Genomic DNA, 25,474 nt, shown 5'->3' on the forward strand with positions numbered 1-25,474 from the left:
TCAGAACGCTCAGGGGCCGGTGTTACGGCAGGACTCCGGTCCGGGGAATCCAATTCGATCTGGTAAAGCCGATTTGAGCTCATATTAATCCAGCGTGCCTGTTGGCTTGCTATGCGCTCAATTTCGAGAGCGCCAGCATGTAATTCGTTGCCGTTCCGGCATACCCCCTGTGGGTTACCGGATACGTGCTCCTACGAAGCTCAGGATGACGGTTTTCACGTCTCCTTATGTCGGTCAGACTGACACCGGTCGCGGCGAGGGCCGCATCAAATTCCTGCCGCGCCTTCTGCTTCGCCTCAGTGAGGATCATCTGGCAGCGGCTCAGCGCATGAATTTCGGCATCGCCTTTTACTTCAATAGGCGCATACAGCAGATCGGGGTAGCGGCCCAGGACGTTGGACATGGCGCCCACTGACATGGTGTTAGGCATGCAACTGTAAGGAGACAGCTCACAGATCATGTGGGCGTTACGATGATGGTAGGCATGCAGTGCCTTCCCCACAAGCATGTGCCCTTCGCCGCCACGAAGCTCAAAATGAAAGAACGGTTCTGCCAACCGCTTCAATTCCAACTGGTCCGGCAGCTCACGCGGAAGTCCGCCCACGGCTTTCCGGAACCTGTTATAGGTCACGCGGTATAGCCGTTCCAGTGCAGTGAACAGCCCTCTTTTCAAAAGCGCGCTTCGGGTCCGGTCGTTCCTGTGTTCAAGCTCCCTGATCATCGGGTGGAAAAGATAATGCAACCAAACCGCGATCGGCGGAGGAATCACCTCAGCCCCCTCCTGCTCCAGCCAGCGCTTGACGTTGTAGTTGCCTTCGCCTTCGTGCGTTTGCAACCAGAACTCGCCCGTGATTTTCACTTTGGGCTTCACCTGCAGGCGATCCACTTCAATGGTCTGCCAGCGCCGGTAAACGTCCCGCAGAGCGTTTACAAAATACCGCGTGCGCAAGTGCCAGATGAACGCACTCCACTTGCCGCTCCTGACCGGCCGGTCGCGGAGCACCGCATACAGATAGTCCGCGCACTCTTTCACCATCTGGTCGGTCTGCCCCGGGACCACTTCATAAGGCCGCGTCATGTATTCCAGGTCAGTCAGAACGTCGGCCATGAGAATTGCCCAGATCAGGCCGAGGCTCAACGGCAAGTTGATTTCGAGCCCGCCTCCTCCCACCGCTCCCTGGTCCAACTGGTCCTGCGCCAGCAACAACACGCGAAAATCGCGTAGCCCCAGGCCATCGAGGGCCATTGTGTAGGATTGATGATACTGGCCAAAACGGCAGGGGCCGCACGCTCCCGCCGTAAGAAACACATATTTGTCGGCGACGTTCTGCTTTCCTTCCACAGCCACTTTGCGTCTAAGGGTGTTGACGAGATTTCCTGTCGTGAAAATCGTGGGACAACAGGCGCCCACATCTATGAGTTCCTTACCCGTATCAAGATCCTTGCGGGAGATGCTCTGGAGCGGTTCAGCCTTGTAGCCAAGGTTGTGCAGAATGCCCTGGATGAGCCGCTCATGCTTCCACGTGAGACCTCCATAAAGAAGGGTCACGCCGTCGCGCTCTTCCGCTCTGAATGGCTTGGCTTTGTATCCGGTGTAATGATGAATGACGGTCTTCGCAGCCATGGATAGCTCCTAAACTCAAGTCAATGCAACACGTCTGATGTCAAAGTGCGATTTCACACGACAACCTTCACCGGCGACCGCTCCAGGTGCGAAACACGCGTATGTCCTTAAGATCATCGAAAGCATTTCCGGTATAGCGCAGGGCGCGATCATCCCAGTAAACGGTGGCCACCGGCTTGCTCCCGCTGTTTCGATACGAGGAGTTCCTGTTGATTTCATCATAAGGAACCCCGTACTTGCGCAGATAGCCGTTGATCTCCTTCTGCGCTCGGGTGGTATGCACCACGATCTTCCAGCCTTCATTTCTGAGGATGCGCAGCACCTCCACAACGTCGGAACGGGGTTTGCCCAGGACGCCGGCCCCTTTCCAGCCATCGTAGTCGGCCAGGACGCCATCGAAATCGACGGCAACCGTCGGCTGCCGCTGCGCGTCATCGCCGAGAGCTGCCGCACCGGGAATCGTTTTGCTGGCCATCTCATCATCTCCAAGTTCATTCAATCGCAGCACCATCCTGCATTTCGGATAAGGAATCCGGCGGCGCCGCGGCAAAGAAAGCAAGAATGGCGGACATGACTTTGCCCACGCACGTGCGCAGGCTTTCCCTGTCGGCATGGCACTCCACGTCAGGGGCTAGCGGCGCCTCATAAGGATCGTCAATGCCGGTGAACCCCGCGATCTCGCCCCGGCGCGCTTTCCTGTAGAGCCCTTTCGGATCGCGCCGTTCACATACCTCCAGCGGCGTGTTTACATATACCTCAATGAAGTCACCGATCCTGGCGCGTACTTCCTCACGCGCGACGCGATAAGGAGAAATGGCGGAAATCAGCACCACGACGCCGTTCCGGGTGAGCAACTCGGCCACCAGCCCGATTCTGCGGATGTTCTCGTCGCGGTCTTCCTTGCTGAAGCCCAGATCGCTGCAAAACAGCTTGCGGATCACATCGCCATCGAGCACCTCGACACGAAACGCGCGGGCCAGCAACTCCGTATAGAGCGCGCTGCAGATCGTCGTTTTTCCCGCGCCACTCAGCCCGGTGAGCCACACCGTGAGCCCGCGCTGCTGCTGCTGGACCAGATTTGAGGGAAGGCCCGCAACCGGGTTCGTGTGCGGCCCCGGCAGAGGCAGTGAGGACGGAGCTGAAATAATTCCCGCTCCGGCCGTGTCGTTGTTCGAAGGATCGATGAGGATGAAACTCCCCGTTGCCCGATTGGCGGCGTACGAATCGACGAACGCCGGCTTGTGGGTCTGTATCTCCACCACTCCAACCTCATTCAGGCACAGGTTGTTACACCTGATCTTCTTCAGGGTGCCGGCGTCTGTCCGGTGGAGAATGCTGAGAACACTGCAGCATAGGGTTTGTCCCGCGTGCTTGATAAGATAGGGCCAATTGACTCGCAAGGGAGTTTGTGACATCCAGATCACGTCCGCGATCAGCCGGTTCGTGACCGCTGGGGGCCGCTCGGGGCAAACCAGCATGTCCCCCCGGGCCAGGTCAATCTCGTCAGCCAAAGTGAGCACCACCGATTGCGGCGGAAAAGCCTGGTCCAGGCTTCTGGCATGGAGCAGGATCTCTTTGATCCGCGTGGTGCGGCCCGAAGGCAAGGCAGTGACCTCGTCGCCGGGGCGGATGATCCCCGACGCAACCTGCCCGGCGTAGCCGCGGAAATCCTGGTTCGGACGCACCACGTACTGCACGGCAAACCTGAAATCATGCAGGTTGCGGTCATCTTCGATGGGAAGCGTCTCCAGCAGCTCCAGCAATGACGGCCCGTTGTACCAGCCCATCTTGTTGCTGCGCCGCACTACGTTGTCGCCGGTGAGGGCGCTCACGGGAAGAAAGTAGGTTTCTACTCCGTTCATGTATCCACTGGCCGCGTTGAACTTTTCCTTGATGGACTGGAAAACCGGTTCGCTGAAGCCGACCAGGTCCATCTTGTTCACTGCAACCACCATCCTCCGGATGCCCAGCAGCCGCGTCAGGTAGGCATGTCTGCGTGTTTGTTCCAGAATGCCTTTGCGGGCTTCCACCAGGAGCACAACCGCGTCCGCCGTGGAAGCTCCGGTGACCATGTTGCGCGTATATTGCTCGTGACCCGGAACGTCCGCGATAATGAATTTCCGTTTTTTCGTGGAAAAATAACGGTAAGCCACGTCAATGGTGATTGCCTGCTCGCGCTCGGCTTTCAAGCCATCGGTGAGGAGAGAAAGGTCCATGCCGCTTGTCGTCCGCCCTGAGGCTTTGCGGATTGAATCCAACTGGTCCTGGTAAACGCCGCCTGACTCATAGAGCAGGCGGCCGATCAGTGTCGATTTGCCATCGTCCACGCTGCCGGCGGTCAGAAACCGCAGCATGTCACGCGCTTGTGCTGGAGAGCTCAAAAATATCCCTCCCTTTTCTTCAGCTCCATGGAAGCTTCCTGGTCGTGATCGATCACTCGGCTCTCGCGCTCCGAGCGTGTGAGCGTTTGCAGCTCTTCCACGATTTTCGGAACCGTGTCCGCAGTCGACAGCATGGCGCCCGTACAGTAAGTGCAACCCAGGGAGCGCATCCGACATGAGATTTTTTGCGCCTCCTCTCCGGGCAGCAGTTTCCCGGCGTGCTGCAGCGGAATGATCATGTTTCCGCGGATGACCACTTCGCGGAGTTCCGCGAAATAGAGAGGCACCACGGGTATGTTTTCGCGCTCGATGTACTGCCAGATGTCCAGCTCCGTCCAGTTCGAAAGCGGAAATACTCGTATGCTTTCTTCCTTGTTGGTGCGCGTGTTATAGATGTTCCACAGTTCGGGGCGCTGGTTCTTCGGCTCCCATTGTCCAAAAGAGTCGCGAAACGAAAACACTCTTTCTTTGGCCCGCGACTTCTCTTCCTCGCGCCGCGCGCCTCCGATCGCGGCATCGACGTTGTGGGTCCTGAGCGCATCAAGGAGCGCCTGGGTCTTCAGCAGGGCGCAACAACGCGTAGTGCCGAGCCGGAAAGGATTGGCGCCTTCCTGGATTGCCTGGAGATTGGAATGCACGATCAGCCGCAAACCCAACTGGCGGCAATTCCGGTCGCGAAATTCGATCATCTCGCGGAACTTGAATCCCGTATCCACATGCAACATGGGGAACGGGACTTTATCGGGATAAAAGGCCTTCTGCGCAAGGCGCAGCATGACGGACGAGTCTTTCCCGATGGAGTAGAGCATCACGGGATTCGCGAACTCGGCTGCCACCTCCCGAAGTATGTGAATGCTTTCCGCCTCGAGGAGATCCAGATGGGAAAGTCGCGGGACGCGCAGGTCCGCCTCCCGCGCTCTCGCGGTGAAAACTTCCATTCCGGGCTGTGGTTTGGCCGATGTGGGCATGATCACGTTCTAATTCATTTGGGTGGCCGCCAGCGGCTGCGATGCGGTGCTCTTCGCCAGCGTGGGTGCGAATACGTCGAGGCCGGGCCAGGCGTGGCGCGCCGCCCATTCCATGCCGGCATCCGCCTCGGCGCTCCAGCATCTCTCCAGTTCCGTAATTTCAGCGGCGCGTGTACTCGCATCGTACGGCCGGGAAAGGTCCTTGGAATACCTGGCGACCGAAGGATGTGACACGAGCCAGTCCAGTTGCGCGTCGTCGACGGGAAGCCGGCAGAGCGCAGTGATCGCCGCCAGCGTCTGCCGTGGCGACTCCGCCACTTCGTCGCCGTCGACGAGCAGCACGCGGGAACGATGCGGGCCGCAAAGCAGCTCCTCGGCAAGATATCTGTGCACCAGCCACAGGCATGCGGACGATTCCGCCACGCTCAATTGCTCCAGGTTTTTGCCGGCGATCCGGGGCCAGGTTGCGCCCCGCTTGAATATCTGCCGGACCCGCATCCCTGCCCAGTCCCGCCGCTCGCCTGATTTCAAAATGGACAATATAAAATTCCGCAGCGGGATCATCAGAAATGTGATCGTTGCCTCCGGGTTGTGTTGCAGCAGCCGGTGGCCAATCATGCTGCAGCAATCCACGGGCTTCATGACAACCATCTGATCGGGATCGTAAGTGCGTGAAAGCAACCGCAGGCATAAATCAAAGGCAGCATCCCACCAGGGCAGGGATTGGCGTTCCACCATCGCCATCTGGGCCAGCAAACGCGGTTCCTTGAGCACGAAGCAGGATGGAAGTAGTTCGAAATAGCGGGCGAGCAGCGTTGAGCAGCAATAGGCTGAGTTCAGGATGTAATGGGTGCGCTTGCGCGCAGCCGGCTGCCTGGTGGCAGCCAGCAAAAGATCGGCTAGCCGGAAATCGTAGGTGCCCTCTCCGGCCGGACGGGCCCGGAGATCTAGAAATACTGAATTGCGGTAACTTTCCCGGGACATGCGAAGGAACGTGAGAATACTCCGTTCCGTATCCAGCAGCAGCGGATAGAGATCAGGGGATATAAACAGGTCTTGTAATCGATTCATGCGTGCTCCGTTCGCCAGCTTGCCGTTCGGTCAAGGCCTGAATGGCCATTTTTCTTCAAGCGTACCCACTCACCACAGGTATCCATCGAGAAATAGCGATCCCTGGATCGCGTCCATCCCCGTCCGGGCAGAGGCTATTCCGTAAGCACGGCGGGTGTCATGTACCAGTAATTGGTTGAACTGAAGTTGCAGGTCGATCAGGCTGGCGACCCCGGCAGCATGGTTCCGCGGCCCTGAAACGCTTTCTGATATCAGCTTGATCCGCCCCGCATCTCTGGCCTTATTGCGGGTCAGGGAAACCAGGTAATGCCACCGTGCTTCAGTGCTGTCACGCAGCAGCTCGCGCCGGCAGCCGTCAACGTAGACCCGCAGCTGCGGCGTAGTGACGTAAGAACAGCCGATGGTGTCTTTGCCCCACGCACGCAGGGCATCGGTAAGCTCGTTTAAGGCTTCTTGTGAAAAAAATCGTTCCGCGGTCGCGGTAAGGAACTGGTACGTATCCCGGCGAAACACGTACAACAATGCGGTCAAGCCGTCATTAGATTCCACGGCAGCCGTCATCTGTTTCTCGAATTGGGACCAGAGAGTGTCCACGTTACTCAAGAAATTGGTCTGCAGATAAAAAGGAGGGTCCGCAACCAGCGATGGCCCCTCCTTCCAGGGATGCAAACTCGCCTTCATCTCTTTGAATTTCTGAACTAAAGCACTTTTCATAAATAACCTAAAACCGCGCGTAAATTTTCACTACACAAGACACAGGCCGTTATGACTGCCGCGCAGGGAATAGCCAGGCTTATTTGGCGCCTTGGGCCCCATAACCAACGGCAAAGGCAAGCAGACTAGCGTGTTTGTAACCATCAAATCCGAACTGCCGCCGTGCCGCGCCGGGCACAACTCCAGCGACCAGGCAACCGGCAAGGCCCATTCCCAGCCCGGCCATCCAGAGCCGGTGGCCGGCTGATCCTGCGCGTAAAAGCAATAGCCGATGTCCAAACGAGCCATGGCGGGTGCATGCCGCAACCAGATTTCCAAAACTCCATATCACCACGGGTGCCGCTGAGAACTCGGGTTGGGGGAACAGTTCCAACGCATCTTGTTTTGAAGGAGCGGGAGCGATCCACGCCAGTTCATGGCGCGACGGCTGATATCGATAGATTCCGGGCTCGCATCCTTCCACCTTCAACGCAAGCACGATGAACGTCAGCGGAAGCCCAGCCGCGTGTTCTTCAGGCCACACATGCATGTCTTCCGCATAGGCACATTGCAACATGGTGCTGATCTGGCTCAAGGACACGGGCTCGTGGCCGTAATGGCGTGTGGAATAACGCCGGCCAAAATTATCGGAAATCAGCCTTCCTCCCCGCGCCGGTTCCGGCAATGGAACCAGGTTTTCCTCCTGCTGGTCGCGGACGAGAAGCTCCTGCGGAATGTGTGCGGGCGGCGCTTCAAGATCCTGTTCCAGCCGTCTACTTTCGCGATAGAGTGTTTGCACGATCTCATGCACGGGCAGGTCACGGAACTCATGCGCCGCTTTGCCCGATGCGGGCACACAGCCCGCCAAAGACTTTTCCTGAGAGTGATCGCTCGAAACCGCCGCCGTTCCATACAGCTCGGCTACTGCCGTCGACTGCTCCTGCCAGGGTTCGAGATTCAACTGCTCTTCCATTAAATCGTCTGCCCAGAGCTTCGCGGTGCTGGACCGGATTCCCAGGGCTGTTGCCGCCAGATGCATCTGGCTCAGCGCGGCCCCGGCATCTAGATTTACCAGGCGGTAGCCGAATGGTCCGTACTTGCGGCTGAGCCGGTGATAAGCGCCGGTAAAGAGCACGAGAGCATCCGGCAATTCATCCCCTCTTTTGCGCACCAGGCGCTGCATGAACTCGCCTGCTTTCAGCTCGCCTCCGCGGCGGTGGAAAGCTGCCAGGGAATGCTCGCGCGGCTGGTACAAATAGAGTCCCGGGGGCAGGCCGTCCACATTGCGGGCCAGCAAGTAGAGTTCAACCGAGCCAAGATTTCCCGCGGTGGCTGCCCATCTCTTTGTCTGTTCCTCTCCTCGAGCGGATTCCCGGATGCCGCCGGTCAACATGAGAATGGCGGCGACTTCTCGCAGTGTGAGCGGTTGATTGGAACCGACAGACCGTTCATGGAGGACGTCCAGGCTGCCGCGGTCCAGCTTCGGCATTTCACCCGGTAAAGCAAAAAGAGGGCAATTGGGCGCCCGCTTGGTCTCAAAGGTGAGCGCAATTGCTTTCTGCGCGGTCGCGGCGCCGTTGTTCGGCCCGGAAAAGGCCAGCGATTGTATGCTGACGCAGTCCTCGAAGACGGTCGCCGTGTGCAAAAGCTTACTGTTCATCGGGAAAACTGCCGGAATCGGACGACACTTTTCGCATCCCGGAATGCGCGGCACAGACAGACGGCTGGCCTGCCACTCCTTCATGCGATATCGTTGGAAATCATGGCCGGTGGTAGGCGGCGCCATCTTGCTCAAAAGGTAGATAACTTCAACCGCCACCATGCTCAGCCAGAATTGAATTTCGTCGGCGCTCAGGGTTGCAGCACTATCCACAGGCGCAACCGTGGGAATCGGGCCATGTACGGCCTGGAAACAGCCGTAGCACGCGCTCGACTTTTCGCTGAACAACGGTCCAATGTCAGCCACATTGTCCACTGAACCCACAGATACTCGCAACCAGGAGAGATGATGATTCCGGCACCAGTCATCGACCGAAAAGTGCCACTCAACGTCCTCGGGGCCGAACGCAAGAGAAATAACGAGAGATTGCTCTGGCGCAACCCCCGATGCGGGAGACAACCCATTCAACGATTCCCGGTCAAGCAAGAGCACGCGGCCTACTCCCGTTGTTTCAAGCACAGACTTCAGCGCCTGCTCCTGTCGTCCGCCGCCGAGAATGACCACTTCTGACGTTTGCAGCCTTTTATAGGCCTGCTCGCCGCTGGAGTTTGTCCCGGTTACGCCAACATGACGGCGGAAAAAATCCAGCGTTTGCTGGTTCGCGGTGGGGTCAGGTTCGGCAACCCCGTTTTCGATCAGGCCGCAGTTAAAGAGCAGGCTCACGGTGGTTTGGACGTGTTCCGCGGGAACACCCGGCACAGCAGATTCGAGTTCTAGCAGGGTCCGTGTGCCATCCAGCAGGGCCATGACTGCCGGAAGCACGTTCCGCGTTGACTTGCCGCGAAGGATCTGCAGGTAACTGGTCCCGTCCACGATCAGCTCTTCCCGGAATGGCAGCAGCACGAGTTCGCGCACCAGGCGAGGGCGTATCTTCGCCAACAGCGACGAAACGGGCATCTTGCTGAATTGTTGCCGTAAAGACGGGGCCCGAGGTCTCATCGTCACCATGTTCAATCCCCTTCTCCACTTGCCGAATCCCAGAGATGTGCGAGCTCTTCATGCATGCGGACGAAGGTCCGTGCCGGCGCGGCGCGATTCAGCCCGCATCGCGGACAACCATGCATACCGATTACCAGACTCTTGGTAATCTCGCGGGTCAGCATATGAATCTGCCAGATTTGCCCGGCGATGGGTTCCTGGTCCAACAGTTGCTGAATGGTGTGCGACAGCCTGGCAGCCGCCATTACGGCAAATGGCTCCAGAAATCCACGGGGACCGGACTCAGGTTGCCGCGCATAGTGGTCCAGCAATGCCGTTTCCGCTTCCGACCATTCCGCATGCTGCTTGAAACGTCGCATCCAACAGCTCCAGCATGGGCCTTCGCCGGGAACCACAACAGGGCCGAGACGAAGAGCGCCCGAGACCTGAAATAAAGGTACAAATGGCCGTTGCCGCTGGTAGCTGAACTCTTCCAGCAGTTCGCACAGGTTTGGGTTGGGACGCCAGCCCGCTATCACGGTCACACGGCTATCAGGCCACACGCCGGGTATGGGAACCGTGTCGTTCATTACCACCGTTTCGATGACTTCAGACCGCTGCGCTTTCAGCCGCGCGGCAACAGCCTGTCCGAAATCGCCTACCGAAAATATGTGAACTGTGCTGGGCGACGTGTCTCGTTTGTTCATCTTTAAACCCGGCTGCCCGGTTTTCCGGACCTCATCTCATGCAAATGGCTGTGGCCATTGGTTTAATCTCTCTTCCGGATGGACCGGATAGCCCATCTGTTCCGGCCCTTCATAAAGGCGCGGATGTGCGAGATAGCGTGCGCGATAGTGAAAAGCGAGCGGCTGGAGGCGCGGTATCAATACCCGCACCACGCGCATGCCTGCTCGCAAGGCTTCGTCCGTGCTCAGATCAACGGCGAATGCCTCAAGCTGTTTCTGCTTGAGCCTATCCAGCACCGTGCGCAAGGCCTGCCTGGAATCCGCGTTGGACATGCCAGGCATTTCACTCAAGAGCCGCGTGCGGCCGGAGTGCACAAGGAAATCGAATGCACCGGCCTGTTCAGCGCGCGCCATGTAGCTGGCGCCATGGAATATTTCCGTGAACTCCTCCAGGTTTTCGGGGGTGGGCCTGGGTTGCCGGAAGGCTATCCGGCCCGCGGCCATTTCACGAATCGAACCCATTACGGCCGTTGCGGGATCAAGCGACGTGCTGCAAGAGACGAGGGTCGTCACTCGCCTGTTCGCCGGGGACAACTGCAAGCCGTAGACGGTCGGAAGCCCCACGTCTGTCGTGGCATCGAAAAACATGTACTCCAGTTCCTTGCATGCACGCTGGTACCGCTCCAAAAATGAGGCCAGCTCTCCGGAGAAGAGATCGAGTTCAAGGCGCGGAAGTGGAAGCTGCTGGAGCCAAGTGAGGCTGATGGCATCGCGCTCCACCACCTCCAGAATGCCCGCCAGCAATGCAGACTCCAACGTGGTGTGTGCGGCGCAGCCGGTGGAGATCGGAAACCAGATTCGTTCGCCCGGCCCTTCGATTCCGGCATAGAGATAAATCATTATCACCGGCAGATAGACCTGCCTGCCGTCAAAAAGCGAGATACCTTTCACCCATCGAATTGGAAGGGCCTTATCCGGCAACAGGAGAGGGCATCTCGGATTTGAGAGTTCGTTGGCGCTGCATCGAGGAATAATCGAGAGGTCCAGTGCCGCGCCTCCCAGTTCATTGGCGCTGGCGCGGATAAACTGGTCATCGGTCAAAACGCAGGCGCAATATCTCTCCAAGGCTTCCGCTTTTGCCCGGACAGCGGCGGCAGGCTCGCTCAGGCCAACTCCCGCTCCCTCCACTGATTCGCGCACATGGGGACCGCGCCGTTTCCTGCCCACATTGGACCAGACCTGTCCCACGTCGCCGAGCCGCTCAATCCTCGTGAAAAGAAGCGGCTCGTCCGATGCGGCGCGAAAGCGCGTGAATCCGCCGAGCAACCCTCCGAGCGGTTGGAATAAACCATTCAATTTATCGGGTTGATGACCGGGATCCATAGCCCACCCTTGTTCGGTTCACGCAGAAGCCTTACGAATGTAGCGGAGATTCTATCGTTCAAATTTGATTTTCATAGAGCGTGAGCTACACAGTTTGGACATTGATTGGACATAAGTGGAAGAAGCTGAGGCAGGCTCTTGAACGGTTGTTTGTTTCCATAAACTGCGCAAAAGCCCGCGCGCCTTTGATGGCCTGACATGCCGCCAGGCCATCGCCACTTACGGAACGGCAAACGCCATAGTGGGAGTTTGGCCAACCTGAAGCTGCCGGACGGCTTTGCCGGCAGCCACATCAATGACCGTCACCGCGGCCTTATCAGGGCTGACCGCATACAGGGTTTTTCCATCGCCACTCATGGTAAGAGTATAGAAACGGACGTTCGTGGGAATGCTTCCCTTGGGGGACAGCGTTGCAGGATCCACCGCGGTCACCTCGTCGTACGCGCTGGAATAGACGTCGCCCGAGGTCGCCTGGTCGCCGAAAAATACGGTCGAGTTGTCCTTGGCCAGCAAGCCTTTTTGCATGCCCAGGTAGCGCTTCAAGTCCGTGGCCGGAGCAGCCGAGTTGACCCTGCCCTGCTGGCGGTCCACCACCAGGTGAGCGCCGTTGGCGGCGAACAGGCCGACCTTTTGCGAAGGATCCAGGAAAGCCAACTGCCATTGGCGCGACCGCGTGGTGCGCTCCGGGGTGGCGGTAATCCCTCTGGTCTTGGTGGTGGCGTCGGAATCGCCGAACGTGATGTCTCTTACCACGGAGCTATAGTTGCAAACCACGGCTGCCTTCAGGTCCTCCGCCGAGGGAAGTATCAGCATGCCCGGACAATTGGGCAAAAGGGCGTGCGCGGGCAGGAATTGCCTGGTCGTGGTGTTGAACGCCGACAGATAAAATTCCCCGTAGCCGAGCCAACGCCCCTTGAGCATGTAAATCCATTTCCCGGATGGCGCCATGGCCATTCGGGTCGGGTATGCGGGCATGGTCGCATTGACCGCATCAGGATTGGTCATGGAAGCCACCCGGTTTCCGGAGCTGTCATAAATCTCGAGGCGATTGTCTACATTCCCTGCGACCCAATACTGCGAAGTAACGTAGAGCGCGCTGCCGTCCGGAGCCATAGTCATGTCCGGCGATGTACCCGCCGTTATCGTGCGAATCACCGTGCCCTGGGCGGGATCCACCAAGAGGATGCTGGAGGTGGGGCCAAGTTTCTGGGTGTCGAGAACGTAGAGCAATCCCGACTTTGCAGCGCCAGTCTGCGACCAGCCGCTCCAGGTCCCAAGCAGCACCATCGCAATTAATGAAATCCATGTATGCACTTTGCGTGCTTTGCCTTTCGCCGTATCGAAACTCATAGCCATGAACTCCTTCTTAGGTTGCTGTCATCCAGCCTTTTAGGTTCGCATTGCAGCGTCTGTGCTGAATGTTTCCAAAATTATTTCACACCCAAGGTGATCAGGAACACCCCTGTTATCGCCAGAGCCACGGCGCTGGTGATGAAAGATGCCGGCCACCATAGCTGGGTTATAGAGTTATACCTACCCTGCTTTTCCTGGTCTCCTTTCGCTGCGAGATACAGCGCCCACAAGGGAAAGTTCCGGGACAATGCGTAAATTACCATGACGGTGATGCCCCAGCGAATACCTCCGGCCAACACCACCCATCCCATCACCAGATAGAGCGCATTGGTAATCCTGGTCAGGAAACCCGCGCCCAGACATAGTCCGAAGAAAACCGCCGCCATGGCTTCGGGCATCTTCACCAGCCAGATGCGAGGCACCTGCCAGGTTGACTCTGGTAGGTGCAGTTGAGTTAACCGGGCGGCCCGCAGGGCCAGGAGGAACGCTACCACACCGATGAAGACGTTCACCGCCGCCATTCGCCCGTTCACCAATCGCTGCATCAGGTTTCCCAGCCCACCCAGGACAAGCCCGCCGATCAAACCGCCTATTAGGCTGCCGCCCGTGTGGGCCAGGAGCACAACCGGCATCTTTCTCCCACCTGCTTCTTTCCCGTAGACCACGGGAATCATGGTCCCGGCCATGGAGCCCCCTCAAGGAGACCAGAGCGCCGCAATGCCGGCCCAAAAAGCCAGGCATCCCATGACCCAGAACGATCCCACGTGCGGAAACCAATAAGCTACAAATAAGGCGACGCAGCTCATGATTCCCAGCAACGCCAAGCGGCGGCGCCTGCTGGGCATGGTAACCGCGTAGGTCGTAGCTTCACAAGAGTGCGTCATAGGTCCCTAGAACCCAAATGGTCCGTTGCACGCGTTGCATGGCCCACCCGCGGTTACGATCGTGCACGCATAGGGCGCGCCAAAGGGGTAAACCGTGATCTGAATGCCCTGATTGCAGCCGTTGCTGCAAGGTGTGCCCCTGCAGGCGCTGAGATTGGTCGACGAAGTCCCAATGCAATCCCGATATGCGAACTGGGTGCCGTTTTGGCACTGGCAGGTGGTGGAGTCAAAGCAGCATCCGAACCACGCTCCGCCCTGGGTCGTACAATTCGGACAGGTGGAAACTCCTCCGGAGCCGCCGCAGCAGCTCGAGCTCCCGGAGCACAGGTTGCCGCACATCCCGCAGGTCGTCCAGTCGCAGCTGCCAACCGGAGTCTCGTCGCAACCGAGGGACGGCAACAGAGGTACAAGGGCCAGGCCGGATAGCGAGAGCAGCGTCTTTCCTATTTTGACCATTGCTCCGCGCCGGGAGAATTTCTGCGAATGTTTAGCCAGATATCGCGCTACTCGTGCGTCTAAATTGTCCTGAATATCCCGTTCGTCATTCATTTTGCTATCCTCGCGGTCCATTTCCGTTGACTGTTTTAGACTCCAGAGAATCCCCGTGCCCGGCCGCTGCCTGCCCCAAAGCGCGCTGATAGTACTCCACATTGCCGGAAACTCCCAGGTCGAGAGCATTCAGCAAGCTGTCGAGATGCTCCTTGCTGTTTACCAGGCCTTTGCTGCGCAAGATCCCCTCACGGTCGATTAGGAGAGCGTAGGGAGCGGTAAATACCATCATGCCGAAAGCAAAATCCTTAGAGAAGATGTACGGGAGGTGCGACAGTCCATGTTTTTTGGCGTAGCGTTTGTTGCTTTCCGCGTCGCCGTTGAAAGTGGCCAGCACCACGGAGATATGCCGCTCCTGCCGCACCAGGGCCACGATCGCCGGAGCGAGCTGCTCGCAGACCGAACATCCTTCGGATAGAAAGAGCACCAGCGTGTTTTTCTCGTTGGAAGGCACCTGTACCTTGTTGGCATAAATGTCTTCTATTTCGAATTTCTGAACTGCGCGTCCCACCTGTGGGCCTACTCTGGTTGCCTTGGCTCCAGCCGGCAAAATGCGCCCATGCAGGAGAGCAATCTGGCGAGTCATAACCAGAATAGCCACGCACAACAGCAACAGCAGGACCCAAGCCGCGATGTAAGAGCCCACAAAGAGACTCGACGCCATTCAAATACCCTCATCGATTAAGTTCGGTAAATACCACGTTATACGTTCTAAGCCTGTGAATATGCGCGAACAGCTGCCAGGCGACCAGCGCGGAGACGCCCAGGAGCATGGCATCCAGGCGCCTGAGCCCGGAGAGCGCCTGCGGCGAAGCCACTCTGAACCATCCTGCCGCCAGCATCGAAAACAGGACCAGCACTGTATTGCGAGCCACCAGCCACCAGCTGATCTCCGATTCGTCGTCGCCGGCGAAACATCCGCAGGAGATTTTGCGGCGGCCGCGCAACAGGTTGATGGCGATGGCGGCCCCGAACACGATAAAAAGAGCCATCGCGAACAGGGCAGCCGTAGCCAGCAGCGGTTGCTGCATGGCGGCCGCGAGCAACAGAACCAGCCCCAGCAGGCACTCGGTGACGGGAATGGCCCGGGAGAGAAGCAGCGCCACGCGAAGAGAAACAAGCTGAAATCCGCGGACCGCCGCTTCAAACTTGATCGGATCTCCCATCTTGGCAACGGCCGAGGCGAGCAGCAGCATTCCTGTGAATGCCTGGCAAGCCGTCATTAAGTAGCTGTTGCTGAACATGGAAGTCTCCGCCTCTTGACTTTCAGTCAAAAAAATACCTGTGGTCCTGTTGCCGTATTCAATACCGTGCTTTTATGGACGCGGCCATCGACTCGTGCGTCCGACCCGAGGTGCAGGATCACTGCTGCTCGTCGGCGTAGATCCTTGCGTCCCACTTGCTCAGAGTCAGCCGCGCCTTCTGCAGATCGGCAGAGCTCATGTTTCCGGTCAATTTGGCCAGCCGGTCTCCAGCGAGCTTGTCTCCCTGCTGCGAAGCCAGGTTGTACCAGATGAACGCATACACCGGATTTGCGGGAACGCCAATACCGAGTTCAAAGGTACGTCCAAGTGCCCGCTCACCCGGACCATAGCCGGAACCCGCAGATTGCCGCAGGTATCGAGCAGCGGTAGTAAGGTCCTGCGGCACCTCTGTGCCGGCTTGCAGCATGAGCCCCAGCCGCAGTGCCGCGATGGCGTTACCCTGCGCCGCGGAATCCGTGAATAATTGGACGGCGCGGTTTGGATTTTTCTGGTCTTTCTGGAGGAATATGCGGCCCAATGCCAGCTCCGCCCATGGATCTCGCTTGGCCGCTCCTTGATTGAACAGGCTGATGGCTTTGTTCCGGTCCTTGGGAACTCCCTTACCCATCAGGTACATTCTCCCCAACCAGGCCATTGCGTTCGCATCACCCAGATCCGCCGCTTGCTGGAACAAAGATGCTGCCTGCACGTCATCATGTAGCGCTTTCTGGGCCAGCTGGCCTGCGAATCTCAAACCGACCGGATCATTGGCAGTTGCCGCCTGCGTGATAAGCGCTATTCCCTGGTCATAGTCCTTGGGCACTCCCCGGCCATACATCATGAAGCTGCCCAACCACGCGCTGGCTTCCTGTGAGCCCTGGTTCGAGGCTGCCTTGAACCACCGGGCCGCCTCACTGTAATTTCTGGCGCGGTTGGGGCCCTGATGGTAAAACTTGGCCACTCTAATCTGCGCCTGTACGTCGCCGGCATTGGCGGCTGCGAGGTCTTTCTGGAATGCAGGGTTGGCGGTTGGGTCGTTTCCATTGCCGGGAGGGGCCTGCGTCCAGCCCGTCGACACCACGAGCGCCACAAATGCGCAGGTAATCAGGATTCCGCAAAACAACGCACTCTTTTTCCCCGGCACTTCGCGCATGGTTTCATTTCTGGTGATTCGCAACATTGTCTTGTTCCTCTTATCGTCCGTTCCGGGCGGCTCCGGGATCTGTTTGGTGCACCGCCGGATATGGCCGTGATCGCCGCCTCACGGCACCAGGTTGAAGTTCCGGCAGACCAGGCGCTTAGTAGAAGCAGCTGGTGCAGCCTGCGCAGAAGCAGGAGAAGCAGCTGGAGCAACTGGAGCATCCGCCGCATCCCGTGCAGCCGCAACTGCAGCCGGAACATCCGGAACAACCGGAACAACCGGAACATCCAGAGCAGCTTTCAATAGGGAGTACCTGATTCGTGGAGGCACCCTGCTGCGCATTTATCAAACCGGTAACGGCGTGCAGGTCAAGAGCATCCGTTGTCAGCGACAAAGCAGCGCTCTCCATGGGAGCGCCGACTGCACTGCTGGAAACCGAAACCACACGGACGAACGGAAAAATGCCTGTGATCTCCAGGGCGTAATGCCGTTCCTCAGTTCGCGCGCTGCCCAGTTTCAGCAGCAAGCTCCGCCGGAGGTCATCCGGCACTGCGTGTTTGGACAATCCTCGAGATGAGTTGCGAAAAGGCCAGAATTGTGTAGCAACCATCCGAACGCAAACTCCGAGGAACACGATGAAAACGAGTACGCGAGTGTGGAACTTCTTAATTGTGATCATGGCCACCCCAACAATCTTTTGAACCTTTGCGACGTAGCGGTTTTGGGATTTCCTCGCAGCTGTCAAGACTCACTTGCGGTCGGGTCACAGTCAGACTGTGATCTGACAGCATGTGGATTCTATTCTTTGATGACCACAGCGCAAGCAACTTGATGAGACACTTTGGATGTTGATTGGACAGATCTGGAATTTGCCGGCTTGCCCCGCGTGCGCGGACCCACCGCCACAGCTTCAAAGTTACGATCTGCTCGAAGTTCCTTTGGCGAGCAACCTACGCTGCTCTTGATGAACCTGGAAAAAGATCTTTGTGACCGATAGCCCAACTGGAAAGCAACTTCCTTGATGCTCTGATGAGGATTGTTATCAAGCAGGCCCCTGGCATACTCCAACAGCATTTCACTGCGCAACTCGCGAAACGTTCTCGAGGTCGCTTGTTTGACCGCTTTCTCGATGGTATGGCGTTCAACGCCGATCCGAGTGGAAAGCTCATTCAAGGATAGATACGGGGTGGAGCGCAGATTGAGTTGTATGCGGTTGAACAGCCCATTCAGATCGTATGACATCGATCTCTCCTCGTTCGCTCAATGTTCTTGAGAATCCATTTCTTGATCACTAGGCTTAAGAGTCGGCTTGCAACCGTAAGTCAGCTGTGCCTATGCTCGTTGATGGGTAAAGGAGAGTCACAGTAGTATTGAGACAACCACGTGTCAAGGTTTGTGAGTTAACTTTTGTAAATTTCGGAAGCGTCTAGTTCCATTTCGGGAAGGCTCGAAGCGTTAACGAGGGTATGCACCTATTAGACAGTAATGGTATTGCCCTGCTACTGATGCGGAATATGGCCTCCTATTCCCCACGAGCACCATAAGAGGGCATTGCTCCCACCCAAGCAGGCTATCAGGCCATAGAATGTTAAAGACTGCTCAAAAGCTTATGGATGGCCGTTATAGGCTACTTCAACAGTGAGCCATCTATCATGTCCAGCAAATTATGCAAGGCAGAAATACGCTCTTTGTCGGACATGGCTATGAGGTAAGCGCGCGCCCGCAGATAAAGCTCGGGACAATTGAGCCCTGCCCACCGGATCACGGATGGAAGAGAAGACGTCCAGCGCCGGCGCTCCACTTGATACGTATAGATTGCTTTGGAAAAAATTTCCGCCAACCGTACTTGTGCAAGCGCCCCGAATTCCGCCGCGTCCTGTCCCCGCTGCAAAATCCTCTCCGCCGACGACAGCGCCGCTCTTATCTGCTTGCGAGTGATGATGGCCTCGGATTCGGGCACGCCCGGCGGCCCGGCGGCCCGCTTTTCCTGCGCGCTGGCCATCAATCGGGATAATTCGCCCGTGGTATCGAGAAGAATGCGGCCACCTGTGAGCGCATTCAGTAAAAAATTATTGTTGTTGGGGAAGGTCGAGTGCAGGCGGCGGAACAGCGGCGCCACAGGGGAATAGCAAGCGTCAATGTAAGTACTGCGGAACGGCAAGAATTCGCGTCGTAACTCATAGTGGCCGGGGGCTAAAACGCATATCACGTCAAAGTCACTGAGTTCATCGGCAGCGCCTGCAGCCCGGGAACCATGAAGCAACACACCCGCGACGGAAGGTTCATAAACTGCTTGCACCACGGCATCGTCCAACGGATCCCCAGTGAGTGCTTTTACGGGCTGGCGATCGACTGTCTGCATCGCGCGTATTATACCGAAGTTCCTTAATAGTGATGGCAGAACTCTTGGGTGAGGCCAAAACAGAAGCCTGGTTTATCTTTTCTGCAATTGCGGTTGTCATCCTCAATTGCTAGTCAAGCCCGGCTTCCAGGCTCAGTCACACTATTTCCGGTATATTTGCAGAAAATCTACTATCTTTTTTCGGGGGAAATCTTTGTATGGTAAAGGATCCGTGAAAGATCGGCGTTTCCACTGGCTAGTCTCGCGCAAGCAGATAGTAGTCCAGGGAATAATCGCGTCATCCTCGATCGGACGTTCCTCAAGGACTATCTCAACGGACAACTGGTCGCGGGGTTGGAAAATCCGCTCGTCGTGCGAGGTCTTGTGATTCATTATCGTATGGTATCAACATTGCGAGCTTGGCTGGCACTTCGGTCATCCACGTCCCATGCGCATTTCTGCTTTTCTTACGCTAACGTGAAAGTTACATTTTCTGCTTGTAATTTGCGTCTCGCATAGCTCTCGGCTGATGGCGAAACCGAGGCATTTCTGCTGTCCTTGCGACTTGTCCCGGTACCTGCGGCGGAAGGCCTCAAAGATGATTGGTTGCTTGTTGGCCGAATGCCAATGGCACTATCGCTACTTCAAAGGCAATCACAGCTGCCGCGTTACCGAGAATGGGGATTACCATTAGTTTTGTTAGTAAATCTTTCCGGTGTGCAATTGCTCATCATAATAGTCACCCGAAGGTTCAAGGGCGTGTCCTGCTTTCCCATTTTGGGAATAGTGGCCATCATTTCTCCACTTCCACTTTTCCGAGGGACATAGGTGAAGTAATATCTACGGCGCCGTTACATTGTCCTGGATGTGTTATCGCCGATCTGGTGGACAGGGCCCATTCTGGAGGATTCGTGAAGGCATCTCGACTATTTTCGGTCGTGACCATGGCAACCGCAATTCTCGCCTGCCTCTTCTGCGGCGCCGCCAGCGCACAGCGCAGTAACAGAACAACGGATCAGGCTGAATCCCCGCGATGGCGAAGCTATTCTCGTCTTGTGGTGGTCGATGTGGTTGTGAGCGACGGCCATGCTCCCGTCAAGGGCTTATCGAAGGAAGCATTTGAGGTTTTTGAAAAAGGACGCGAGCAGACCATCACTGGATTCGAAGAGCACACCATAGCCAACCAGTCCCAAGCCGAAAAAGCACGGCCGCTGCCCCCTCATACCTACAGCAACCAGCTGGCTCGCACAGAATCCATCAACATTCTCCTGCTTGACGCACTGAACACGCCCGTGTCGGACCAACGCGCTCTTCGCGTGGAGATGGCAGACTACCTTAGGAGCATCCCAGCCAAGGCCCCCATTGCAGTGTTCACCCTCGTATCCAGGCTGCGACTCTTGCACGGACTCACCGCAGATACCGCATCCCTCCTGGCAGCACTGAACGGGGCCAAGAGCCCGGCCAGCCCCTCGCCGCTACTCGAAGATCAGAATGGTTCGGACGCTTCCGTCATGCAGGCGGACGCGGCTGAACAACCTTTGCAACTGCTGGAACAGTTCGAGACCGAGACCACCGCCATCCACACCGACCTTCGCGTCCAGATCACGGTTGATGCGTTCAAACAAATTGCCAGATATCTAAGCGGCATTCCGGGCCGTAAGAATCTGATCTGGTTCTCTGGTTCTTTCCCGTTGAGCCTGGAGCCCAGTGAATCATCCGATGATCGCTTTCGTGGGCAGCGCGTCTACAGTGACGATCTGCGGCAGGTTGGTAATGACCTGGCAGCCGCGCGTGTGGCCGTTTATCCAGTGGACGCACGTGGCTTGATGCCGGAAACACTCTTTAGCGCGGCCGCGTTGAATTCTGCTTATGGAACTTCAACTCCGCGGTCATCAGGTAGGGGACGCGCCCTGCCCGGAGGCCCCGGAGCATTCGTTCACGACCACTCCCAGTTCTTGCGGCAGACGGACGCAGAACACAACAGTATGAAGCAGATCGCCGAAGAAACCGGAGGTGCGGCTTTTTATTCTACCAATGGCTTCAAGGAAGCTTTGGCGGCGGCCCTGGAAGATGGTGCAAACTATTACACTTTAACTTACTCACCTGATAATAAATCGTTCGACGGTCGCTTTCGCAATATAACTGTGAAGCTCTCCAGTGGCAATTACCGTCTGGCCTACCGCCGCGGCTATTTTGCAAGGGTGCCGGAACTCCACAATCCAAAAGATGCCGACGCGCTTCTAAGTCCGTACAATCCCGGCATCCAGCTTGGCGCTCCTCCTTCCTCCCAGGTTCTGTTCCGCATCCGAGTTCTGCGTGCAGACGCAACATCACGTGTCCAGGCCGGTCCCGCAGGCCTGATAAAACAGACTGGGCAGGTGGAACGCTATCTCCTCGACTATAAGTTGGAGATGCCGAACATCGGGTACAGATTTGATACTAGTTATCATCTTGGTCTGGAGTTGGTGGCGATCGCTTATGATCCGGAAGGAAAGCCTCTGAACATCGCCAACGCGGCATTCCAACTTCACCTGCGGCCCTCCGAGTATGAAAAGCTGGTGAACGAGGGGTTACCTCTGCACCAGGAAATTGACGTGCCGGTGAGGAACGCGTATCTCCGGTTAGTCGTGCACGACCTGTTGACTGACCTGTTTGGCTCGATCGAAGTTCCCCTGCACTCGAGCGCGCTAACAGCCGCGAGACGCGGCCGGGATTTCGGTCGCCCTTTTCGGTATCGACTCGGACAAGTGCCGCAAGCAAAGAGGAACGCGAAATTCAGGATCCTTGAATCGAGTTAATCATGGAATGGATTGCCGGCTTTGTAATTGCCACAACCGTTGGGCTGACTGGAATGGGTGGGGGCAGCTTTACTGTGCCGATTCTAGTGCTAGCTGGCCTGCCGACTGCTGAAGCCGTGGGAACCGCCATGCTATTCGCGGCCTTCCTACGCCTGGTTGCCGCGCCGATTTACCTTCGGCGCAAGCATGTCCATACTCGATATCTGGCGTCGCTGTTGATAGGGGCGGTCCCCGGCGTCCTCGCCGGAAGCTGGGCGCTGCACTCCCTCGGCGCTTCGTCCTGGAAACCAGCTGTGCTGTTGGCTGTGGGGTTGATGCTGGTAATTTCTTCGCTCCTGAGTTTCGTTCCTCGCCTGCGAAAGCCGGATTTTGCGCGAAGAAATACTCCCTGGCTGGCTTTGCTGGCCTTGCCCATCGGCATGGAAACAGGCTTCTCTTCCGCCGGGGCCGGCGCGCTCGGAACAGTCCTCTTGCTGAATTTTTCGGAAATGCCAGTCGCACAAGTTGTCGGAACTGACATTTTGTTTGGGATTGTTCTGGCAATCGTCGGCAGCGCATTCCATTTAGGCTGGGGTTCAGTGCACACTGAGACTCTGCTGCGCTTGTCGGCTGGCGGACTGCCAGGTGTGCTCTTAGGCTGCGCTTTGGCGAGACACATTGCCAGCGCCAAACTTAGAGCAGCCGTGGCCGTGGTCGCGGTTGCATTGGGATTGCAGCTCGTTTTGATGGCTGGCCGCAGCTTGTGGGAAAATCGGGTAAAGCATCGTGATTCACAAGTGATCGTCCTTCGAAGCGGCCTCCTATAGGCTCAAATGAATACAGCAAGCGCCTTGCGGAGGCAGATGGCCGTGTTAGGCTGATCGACACCAAGTCGCGCACTGTGCAAGCGATGCTGGGTGCGTAGGTCCGTCGGGAACCTTTCCGCGCTTGACCTTTTGGCAGCGATTCAAGCTGCTCATTATCGGGATTGCAGTCGCCGCAGTCGCGGCTGCGGTCCTGGCCGCTGCACTGACACTCGGCTCAATACTCGCAGGTGTCCTTCGGATAGCACTGGTGGCCGTGATTGTGGCTGTAACTGCGCCGGTCCCTTTCGCCATCACGACTTCTGGCCCGCAAGAACTTCCGGTTATCCCATAACACGCCCTCGAAATCGGGTCGAGTAGTTCCGGTTGTGAGCGAAACTCCGCATGAAGAGGAGGGCCTGCGTTCCCACTTTCTCGTACAGCTCGACGGCGCGTGCAAGGGGCAGGCCACCGGTGAGACTTTCAAATTTACAGGGCAAACCCGACATTGTCATCCGCGTCGAGGGGAAGGACGTTTTCATCGCTGAGTGCAAGTTCTGGAAACGTGAAAAGGTCTTTCTTGGAACGATAGAACAGCTCCTTTCCTATCTGAGCTGGCGGGACACAAAGGCCGTGGTCCTCGTGTTCAACAGGAATGCCGATTTCACTGCCGTTCTCTCGAAAATTGCCGAGATCACGCAAAAACATAACAATTTCAAACGCGCACTCGGCAAGTCAGACGAAAGCACTTTCCGATATGTTTTTGGACAGCCGAATGATGCGAACCGCGAGATTGCGCTGACCGTAATGGCATTTGATATTCCATCGGCGCCATCACCCGAGAAATAAAATCTCCCCCTCCTGCCCGTGCCCGCCACTTCACGGTCCGTTGCATGCCCTCCCCAGTCACCGAGGTTGTTCCCCGGCACGCACCTTTGCGGCCTCTTGTTTCATCGACCACTGTACCCGCTCCGCGATGAACCCCGCAAACGGCCGGATATCCATGTCTATGCTGGCGCTGTCCAGCGCCTTGAGATACGCCTTGCGGTCCTCAAGCCGAACCACTGTCCACGGATAACCGCCTGACGCCAGCATCGCGTTCATGAAGAACCGCGCCATGCGCCCGTTGCCATCGGGATACGGATGTATATAGCCGAACAGCCAGTGTCCCAGCACAGCGCGGACGCCGGGTTCGGTTTCCTTTTCGAGCAGGTCGAACAGCTCCGGCATGGCGTCGCGCACCGCTTCCCATCGCGGTGGCACATAACGCGAGGTCCGCAGGTAAACCGCGTCATTCCTGTAGCCGGCGAGCGCGCCGGCCGGAATCAGCCCCGCCGCGACGCTTGGCTGAAACAATTCGCGGTACCAATCCTTGTGAGCGATGCGCGCCAGCGTACCGGGATTATCGCCCGCGATTATTTTTTCAACTGACGCTTTTACGCTCTGAAAAGCCTGAAAGTATCCGCGCGCCGCCAGCGCGTCGCGATCCCTGCTGTCACCTTCATGATGCTCGGGGTCCCAGTCCCCCCGCTGCACTCTTTCGATCAGCGCAGGCGTAACACTGTAGCCCTCGATGGACAGCGAGTGATAGGCATCGCTCTTATAGATGTCATCCACAAAACCGAGGTACTTCTCCCTGTCTTTGGGAAGGCCCGGCGCTTTCGGAAATACTTCAACGACCGTGCCGCGCATCGATTCCCACATCGCGCGCATGCGCGTGACAATCGGTGATTTCGCCGCGGGAAGCGCGCCGAATGTCTGTTCGGGCGCGAAAGGATCGGTCTCGCGGACAATATATCCCGCCGCCTTCATTGTGCTGACAATCTCGTCCGCCATGGTTGCGCGGCCGGTGCGGCGCAACGCGCCGGCGAGCTGTCCCGCCTTGACGGTCCGGCCGCCATCCAGAAGATGCCGCAGCACGTCAGACGCGTCCCCAAGGTTTGCAAGGGCAACCTGCGTCTCGATGGGATTTCGAGCGAAGAATGCCTCCGGTGCCTTGACCAGCGCCGCCGCCGGCGAAAACAGGCGCAGGCCGTTTCTCAAGGCTAGATCCGGTCCGGCTGGCATGTCAGCCTGCTTCAGGTCATAGAGAGACGTGCCGAAAAGCAGGTCCATGCTGTGGTTTGTGGCCTTGGGGCTGTAGATCACCACCTGCATTGGAATGACCGTGTTTTCGGCGTGAAGGAGCAGCGACTGCTCGGGCGACAGATGCCATTCTTCTCCAAAACGGTCGTCACCGTAACGGGCACAGAATTCCCAGAACGATGCATACCAGGGCGTGCTATCGCCCGCGTGCGCGCCCGGACTCGATGAGATTAGCCAACCCTTCATGACTTCCTGCAGAAATCCGTTCTGAACCAAACGTTCCCTGTGCGTGCGGCTGAGATCGTCCGACTTGAACACACGCCGCCCTCCCTTCTGGAGGTCTTGGAGCACTGCCAGGGAGTCGGCCAGTTTTTCATTCGGTGTCGGCATAGTGCGTTCTGTATGCTTACAAGCTTTTCATGCTGTACTAAGACAAGCATATCATGTTGTGCATTTACAAGCAAATTATGCTTTACGCTTACAAGCAAATCATGCTGTTGTGATGAAAATACAGCCGGTTAGTTCTGTTTCTTGTTTGTAAATATAGCGGCGATTCGACCCACTCTTAGCCATCCTTAATATGTAGGCGTCGGAGTGGCAGCCATGGCCATGGAAACCCTGCAAGAAACGGCCGCGCCCATGGGCGTCAAGACCTCCCGCATCGTTGAAATCACCGATGAGGATGAGACCATCATGATCGTGTTTGTTGCTGTGGCCTACATGGCCAGCAGCGCCATGGTTCCGGCCACCGCCAGCAGCACCATGATGATCACCACCACCAGCATCATGCTGGCGAACAAGAACAACACCGTCGGCGTGCGATGAGCGCTGCATACCAAGAAACACCGGTTGC

22 protein-coding genes are annotated in these 25,474 nt (G+C 57.3%); 5 read left to right on the plus strand and 17 right to left on the minus strand.

What is annotated here, in order from left to right; translation table 11 throughout:
- Positions 1-109: 109 nt before the first annotated feature.
- The 14 genes from LAO20_21625 to LAO20_21690 all read right to left on the minus strand — a co-directional run bounded on the left by LAO20_21625 (position 110) and on the right by LAO20_21690 (position 16,654).
- Complete coding sequence (locus LAO20_21625) at positions 110-1,624, minus strand: hypothetical protein (protein ID MBZ5534038.1); 1,515 nt, start codon at positions 1,622-1,624, stop codon at positions 110-112.
- 67 nt (positions 1,625-1,691) lie between these two features.
- A complete protein-coding gene (locus LAO20_21630; GenBank protein ID MBZ5534039.1) occupies positions 1,692-2,099 on the minus strand; it encodes a hypothetical protein in 408 nt (135 codons plus the stop codon).
- 16 nt (positions 2,100-2,115) lie between these two features.
- The gene (cysC, locus tag LAO20_21635) at positions 2,116-3,978 is read right to left on the minus strand and encodes an adenylyl-sulfate kinase (GenBank protein ID MBZ5534040.1); all 1,863 of its coding nucleotides are present in this window, start codon (positions 3,976-3,978) and stop codon (positions 2,116-2,118) included.
- A gap of 23 nt (positions 3,979-4,001) precedes the next feature.
- On the minus strand, positions 4,002-4,943 hold the full coding sequence (gene cysD / locus LAO20_21640; protein ID MBZ5534041.1) for a sulfate adenylyltransferase subunit CysD: 942 nt from the start codon (positions 4,941-4,943) through the stop codon (positions 4,002-4,004).
- Positions 4,944-4,982: 39 nt separating this feature from the next.
- Complete coding sequence (locus tag LAO20_21645; GenBank protein MBZ5534042.1) at positions 4,983-6,044, minus strand: hypothetical protein; 1,062 nt, start codon at positions 6,042-6,044, stop codon at positions 4,983-4,985.
- Positions 6,045-6,113: 69 nt separating this feature from the next.
- On the minus strand, positions 6,114-6,758 hold the full coding sequence (locus tag LAO20_21650) for a hypothetical protein (GenBank protein MBZ5534043.1): 645 nt from the start codon (positions 6,756-6,758) through the stop codon (positions 6,114-6,116).
- Positions 6,759-6,837: 79 nt separating this feature from the next.
- Positions 6,838-9,204, minus strand: a complete 2,367-nt coding sequence (locus LAO20_21655) for a SagB family peptide dehydrogenase (GenBank protein ID MBZ5534044.1) — start codon at positions 9,202-9,204, stop codon at positions 6,838-6,840.
- 203 nt (positions 9,205-9,407) lie between these two features.
- Positions 9,408-10,082, minus strand: coding sequence for a TOMM precursor leader peptide-binding protein (locus tag LAO20_21660; GenBank protein MBZ5534045.1), 675 nt, complete (start codon positions 10,080-10,082; stop codon positions 9,408-9,410).
- A 36-nt stretch (positions 10,083-10,118) separates the two neighbouring features.
- On the minus strand, positions 10,119-11,444 hold the full coding sequence (locus tag LAO20_21665; GenBank protein ID MBZ5534046.1) for a YcaO-like family protein: 1,326 nt from the start codon (positions 11,442-11,444) through the stop codon (positions 10,119-10,121).
- Positions 11,445-11,663: 219 nt separating this feature from the next.
- Positions 11,664-12,800: a hypothetical protein gene (locus tag LAO20_21670; protein ID MBZ5534047.1), complete on the minus strand. Its 1,137-nt coding sequence runs from the start codon at positions 12,798-12,800 to the stop codon at positions 11,664-11,666.
- A gap of 74 nt (positions 12,801-12,874) precedes the next feature.
- Positions 12,875-13,483, minus strand: a complete 609-nt coding sequence (locus tag LAO20_21675) for a hypothetical protein (GenBank protein MBZ5534048.1) — start codon at positions 13,481-13,483, stop codon at positions 12,875-12,877.
- Positions 13,484-14,234: 751 nt separating this feature from the next.
- Positions 14,235-14,894, minus strand: coding sequence for a hypothetical protein (locus tag LAO20_21680; protein MBZ5534049.1), 660 nt, complete (start codon positions 14,892-14,894; stop codon positions 14,235-14,237).
- A 10-nt stretch (positions 14,895-14,904) separates the two neighbouring features.
- Complete coding sequence (locus LAO20_21685; protein MBZ5534050.1) at positions 14,905-15,426, minus strand: hypothetical protein; 522 nt, start codon at positions 15,424-15,426, stop codon at positions 14,905-14,907.
- A gap of 166 nt (positions 15,427-15,592) precedes the next feature.
- Positions 15,593-16,654: a sel1 repeat family protein gene (locus tag LAO20_21690; GenBank protein ID MBZ5534051.1), complete on the minus strand. Its 1,062-nt coding sequence runs from the start codon at positions 16,652-16,654 to the stop codon at positions 15,593-15,595.
- Positions 16,655-16,788: 134 nt separating this feature from the next.
- Between LAO20_21690 and LAO20_21695 the strand changes: the two genes are divergently transcribed.
- Positions 16,789-16,932, plus strand: a complete 144-nt coding sequence (locus LAO20_21695; protein MBZ5534052.1) for a hypothetical protein — start codon at positions 16,789-16,791, stop codon at positions 16,930-16,932.
- 481 nt (positions 16,933-17,413) lie between these two features.
- On the opposite strand, the gene LAO20_21700 is transcribed toward LAO20_21695, so the two are convergent.
- Together LAO20_21700 and LAO20_21705 are read right to left on the minus strand one after the other, a co-directional pair.
- Positions 17,414-17,857 (minus strand): helix-turn-helix domain-containing protein, encoded by a 444-nt coding sequence (locus LAO20_21700; GenBank protein MBZ5534053.1) that lies wholly within the window; start codon positions 17,855-17,857, stop codon positions 17,414-17,416.
- Between the two features lie 385 nt (positions 17,858-18,242).
- Positions 18,243-18,977, minus strand: coding sequence for a nucleotidyltransferase domain-containing protein (locus LAO20_21705; protein MBZ5534054.1), 735 nt, complete (start codon positions 18,975-18,977; stop codon positions 18,243-18,245).
- An 890-nt stretch (positions 18,978-19,867) separates the two neighbouring features.
- Between LAO20_21705 and LAO20_21710 the strand changes: the two genes are divergently transcribed.
- From LAO20_21710 to LAO20_21720, 3 genes are all read left to right on the plus strand, one after another.
- Positions 19,868-21,754, plus strand: a complete 1,887-nt coding sequence (locus LAO20_21710; protein ID MBZ5534055.1) for a VWA domain-containing protein — start codon at positions 19,868-19,870, stop codon at positions 21,752-21,754.
- A gap of 2 nt (positions 21,755-21,756) precedes the next feature.
- Positions 21,757-22,560, plus strand: a complete 804-nt coding sequence (locus LAO20_21715) for a sulfite exporter TauE/SafE family protein (GenBank protein MBZ5534056.1) — start codon at positions 21,757-21,759, stop codon at positions 22,558-22,560.
- A 450-nt stretch (positions 22,561-23,010) separates the two neighbouring features.
- On the plus strand, positions 23,011-23,385 hold the full coding sequence (locus LAO20_21720) for a hypothetical protein (protein MBZ5534057.1): 375 nt from the start codon (positions 23,011-23,013) through the stop codon (positions 23,383-23,385).
- Between the two features lie 57 nt (positions 23,386-23,442).
- Here the strand turns inward: LAO20_21720 and LAO20_21725 are convergent, their stop codons facing one another.
- The gene (locus LAO20_21725; protein MBZ5534058.1) at positions 23,443-25,011 is read right to left on the minus strand and encodes a Fic family protein; all 1,569 of its coding nucleotides are present in this window, start codon (positions 25,009-25,011) and stop codon (positions 23,443-23,445) included.
- A gap of 213 nt (positions 25,012-25,224) precedes the next feature.
- On the opposite strand from LAO20_21725, the gene LAO20_21730 reads away from it, so the two are divergent.
- On the plus strand, positions 25,225-25,446 hold the full coding sequence (locus tag LAO20_21730; GenBank protein MBZ5534059.1) for a hypothetical protein: 222 nt from the start codon (positions 25,225-25,227) through the stop codon (positions 25,444-25,446).
- Positions 25,447-25,474 lie beyond the last annotated feature (28 nt).

The organism is Terriglobia bacterium (genome assembly GCA_020072815.1).
Lineage (GTDB): Bacteria > Acidobacteriota > Terriglobia > Terriglobales > Acidobacteriaceae > Angelobacter.

Excerpts from the sequence above, each read along its gene's own strand:
- LAO20_21690 (MBZ5534051.1), bottom strand. The coding sequence starts at position 16,654 with ATGTTGCGAATCACCAGAAATGAAACCATGCGCGAAGTGCCGGGGAAA.
- LAO20_21645 (MBZ5534042.1), bottom strand. The coding sequence starts at position 6,044 with ATGAATCGATTACAAGACCTGTTTATATCCCCTGATCTCTATCCGCTG.
- LAO20_21715 (MBZ5534056.1), top strand. The coding sequence starts at position 21,757 with ATGGAATGGATTGCCGGCTTTGTAATTGCCACAACCGTTGGGCTGACT.
- LAO20_21685 (MBZ5534050.1), bottom strand. The coding sequence starts at position 15,426 with ATGCTGCTGCTCGCCTCGGCCGTTGCCAAGATGGGAGATCCGATCAAG.
- LAO20_21725 (MBZ5534058.1), bottom strand. The coding sequence starts at position 25,011 with ATGCCGACACCGAATGAAAAACTGGCCGACTCCCTGGCAGTGCTCCAA.
- LAO20_21660 (MBZ5534045.1), bottom strand. The coding sequence starts at position 10,082 with ATGAACAAACGAGACACGTCGCCCAGCACAGTTCACATATTTTCGGTA.
- LAO20_21700 (MBZ5534053.1), bottom strand. The coding sequence starts at position 17,857 with ATGTCATACGATCTGAATGGGCTGTTCAACCGCATACAACTCAATCTG.
- LAO20_21655 (MBZ5534044.1), bottom strand. The coding sequence starts at position 9,204 with ATGGCCCTGCTGGATGGCACACGGACCCTGCTAGAACTCGAATCTGCT.
- LAO20_21680 (MBZ5534049.1), bottom strand. The coding sequence starts at position 14,894 with ATGGCGTCGAGTCTCTTTGTGGGCTCTTACATCGCGGCTTGGGTCCTG.
- LAO20_21670 (MBZ5534047.1), bottom strand. The coding sequence starts at position 12,800 with ATGGCTATGAGTTTCGATACGGCGAAAGGCAAAGCACGCAAAGTGCAT.
- LAO20_21705 (MBZ5534054.1), bottom strand. The coding sequence starts at position 18,977 with ATGCAGACAGTCGATCGCCAGCCCGTAAAAGCACTCACTGGGGATCCG.
- cysC (MBZ5534040.1), bottom strand. The coding sequence starts at position 3,978 with ATGCTGCGGTTTCTGACCGCCGGCAGCGTGGACGATGGCAAATCGACA.
- LAO20_21665 (MBZ5534046.1), bottom strand. The coding sequence starts at position 11,444 with ATGGATCCCGGTCATCAACCCGATAAATTGAATGGTTTATTCCAACCG.
- LAO20_21675 (MBZ5534048.1), bottom strand. The coding sequence starts at position 13,483 with ATGGCCGGGACCATGATTCCCGTGGTCTACGGGAAAGAAGCAGGTGGG.
- LAO20_21650 (MBZ5534043.1), bottom strand. The coding sequence starts at position 6,758 with ATGAAAAGTGCTTTAGTTCAGAAATTCAAAGAGATGAAGGCGAGTTTG.
- LAO20_21625 (MBZ5534038.1), bottom strand. The coding sequence starts at position 1,624 with ATGGCTGCGAAGACCGTCATTCATCATTACACCGGATACAAAGCCAAG.
- LAO20_21630 (MBZ5534039.1), bottom strand. The coding sequence starts at position 2,099 with ATGGCCAGCAAAACGATTCCCGGTGCGGCAGCTCTCGGCGATGACGCG.
- cysD (MBZ5534041.1), bottom strand. The coding sequence starts at position 4,943 with ATGGAAGTTTTCACCGCGAGAGCGCGGGAGGCGGACCTGCGCGTCCCG.
- LAO20_21730 (MBZ5534059.1), top strand. The coding sequence starts at position 25,225 with ATGGCCATGGAAACCCTGCAAGAAACGGCCGCGCCCATGGGCGTCAAG.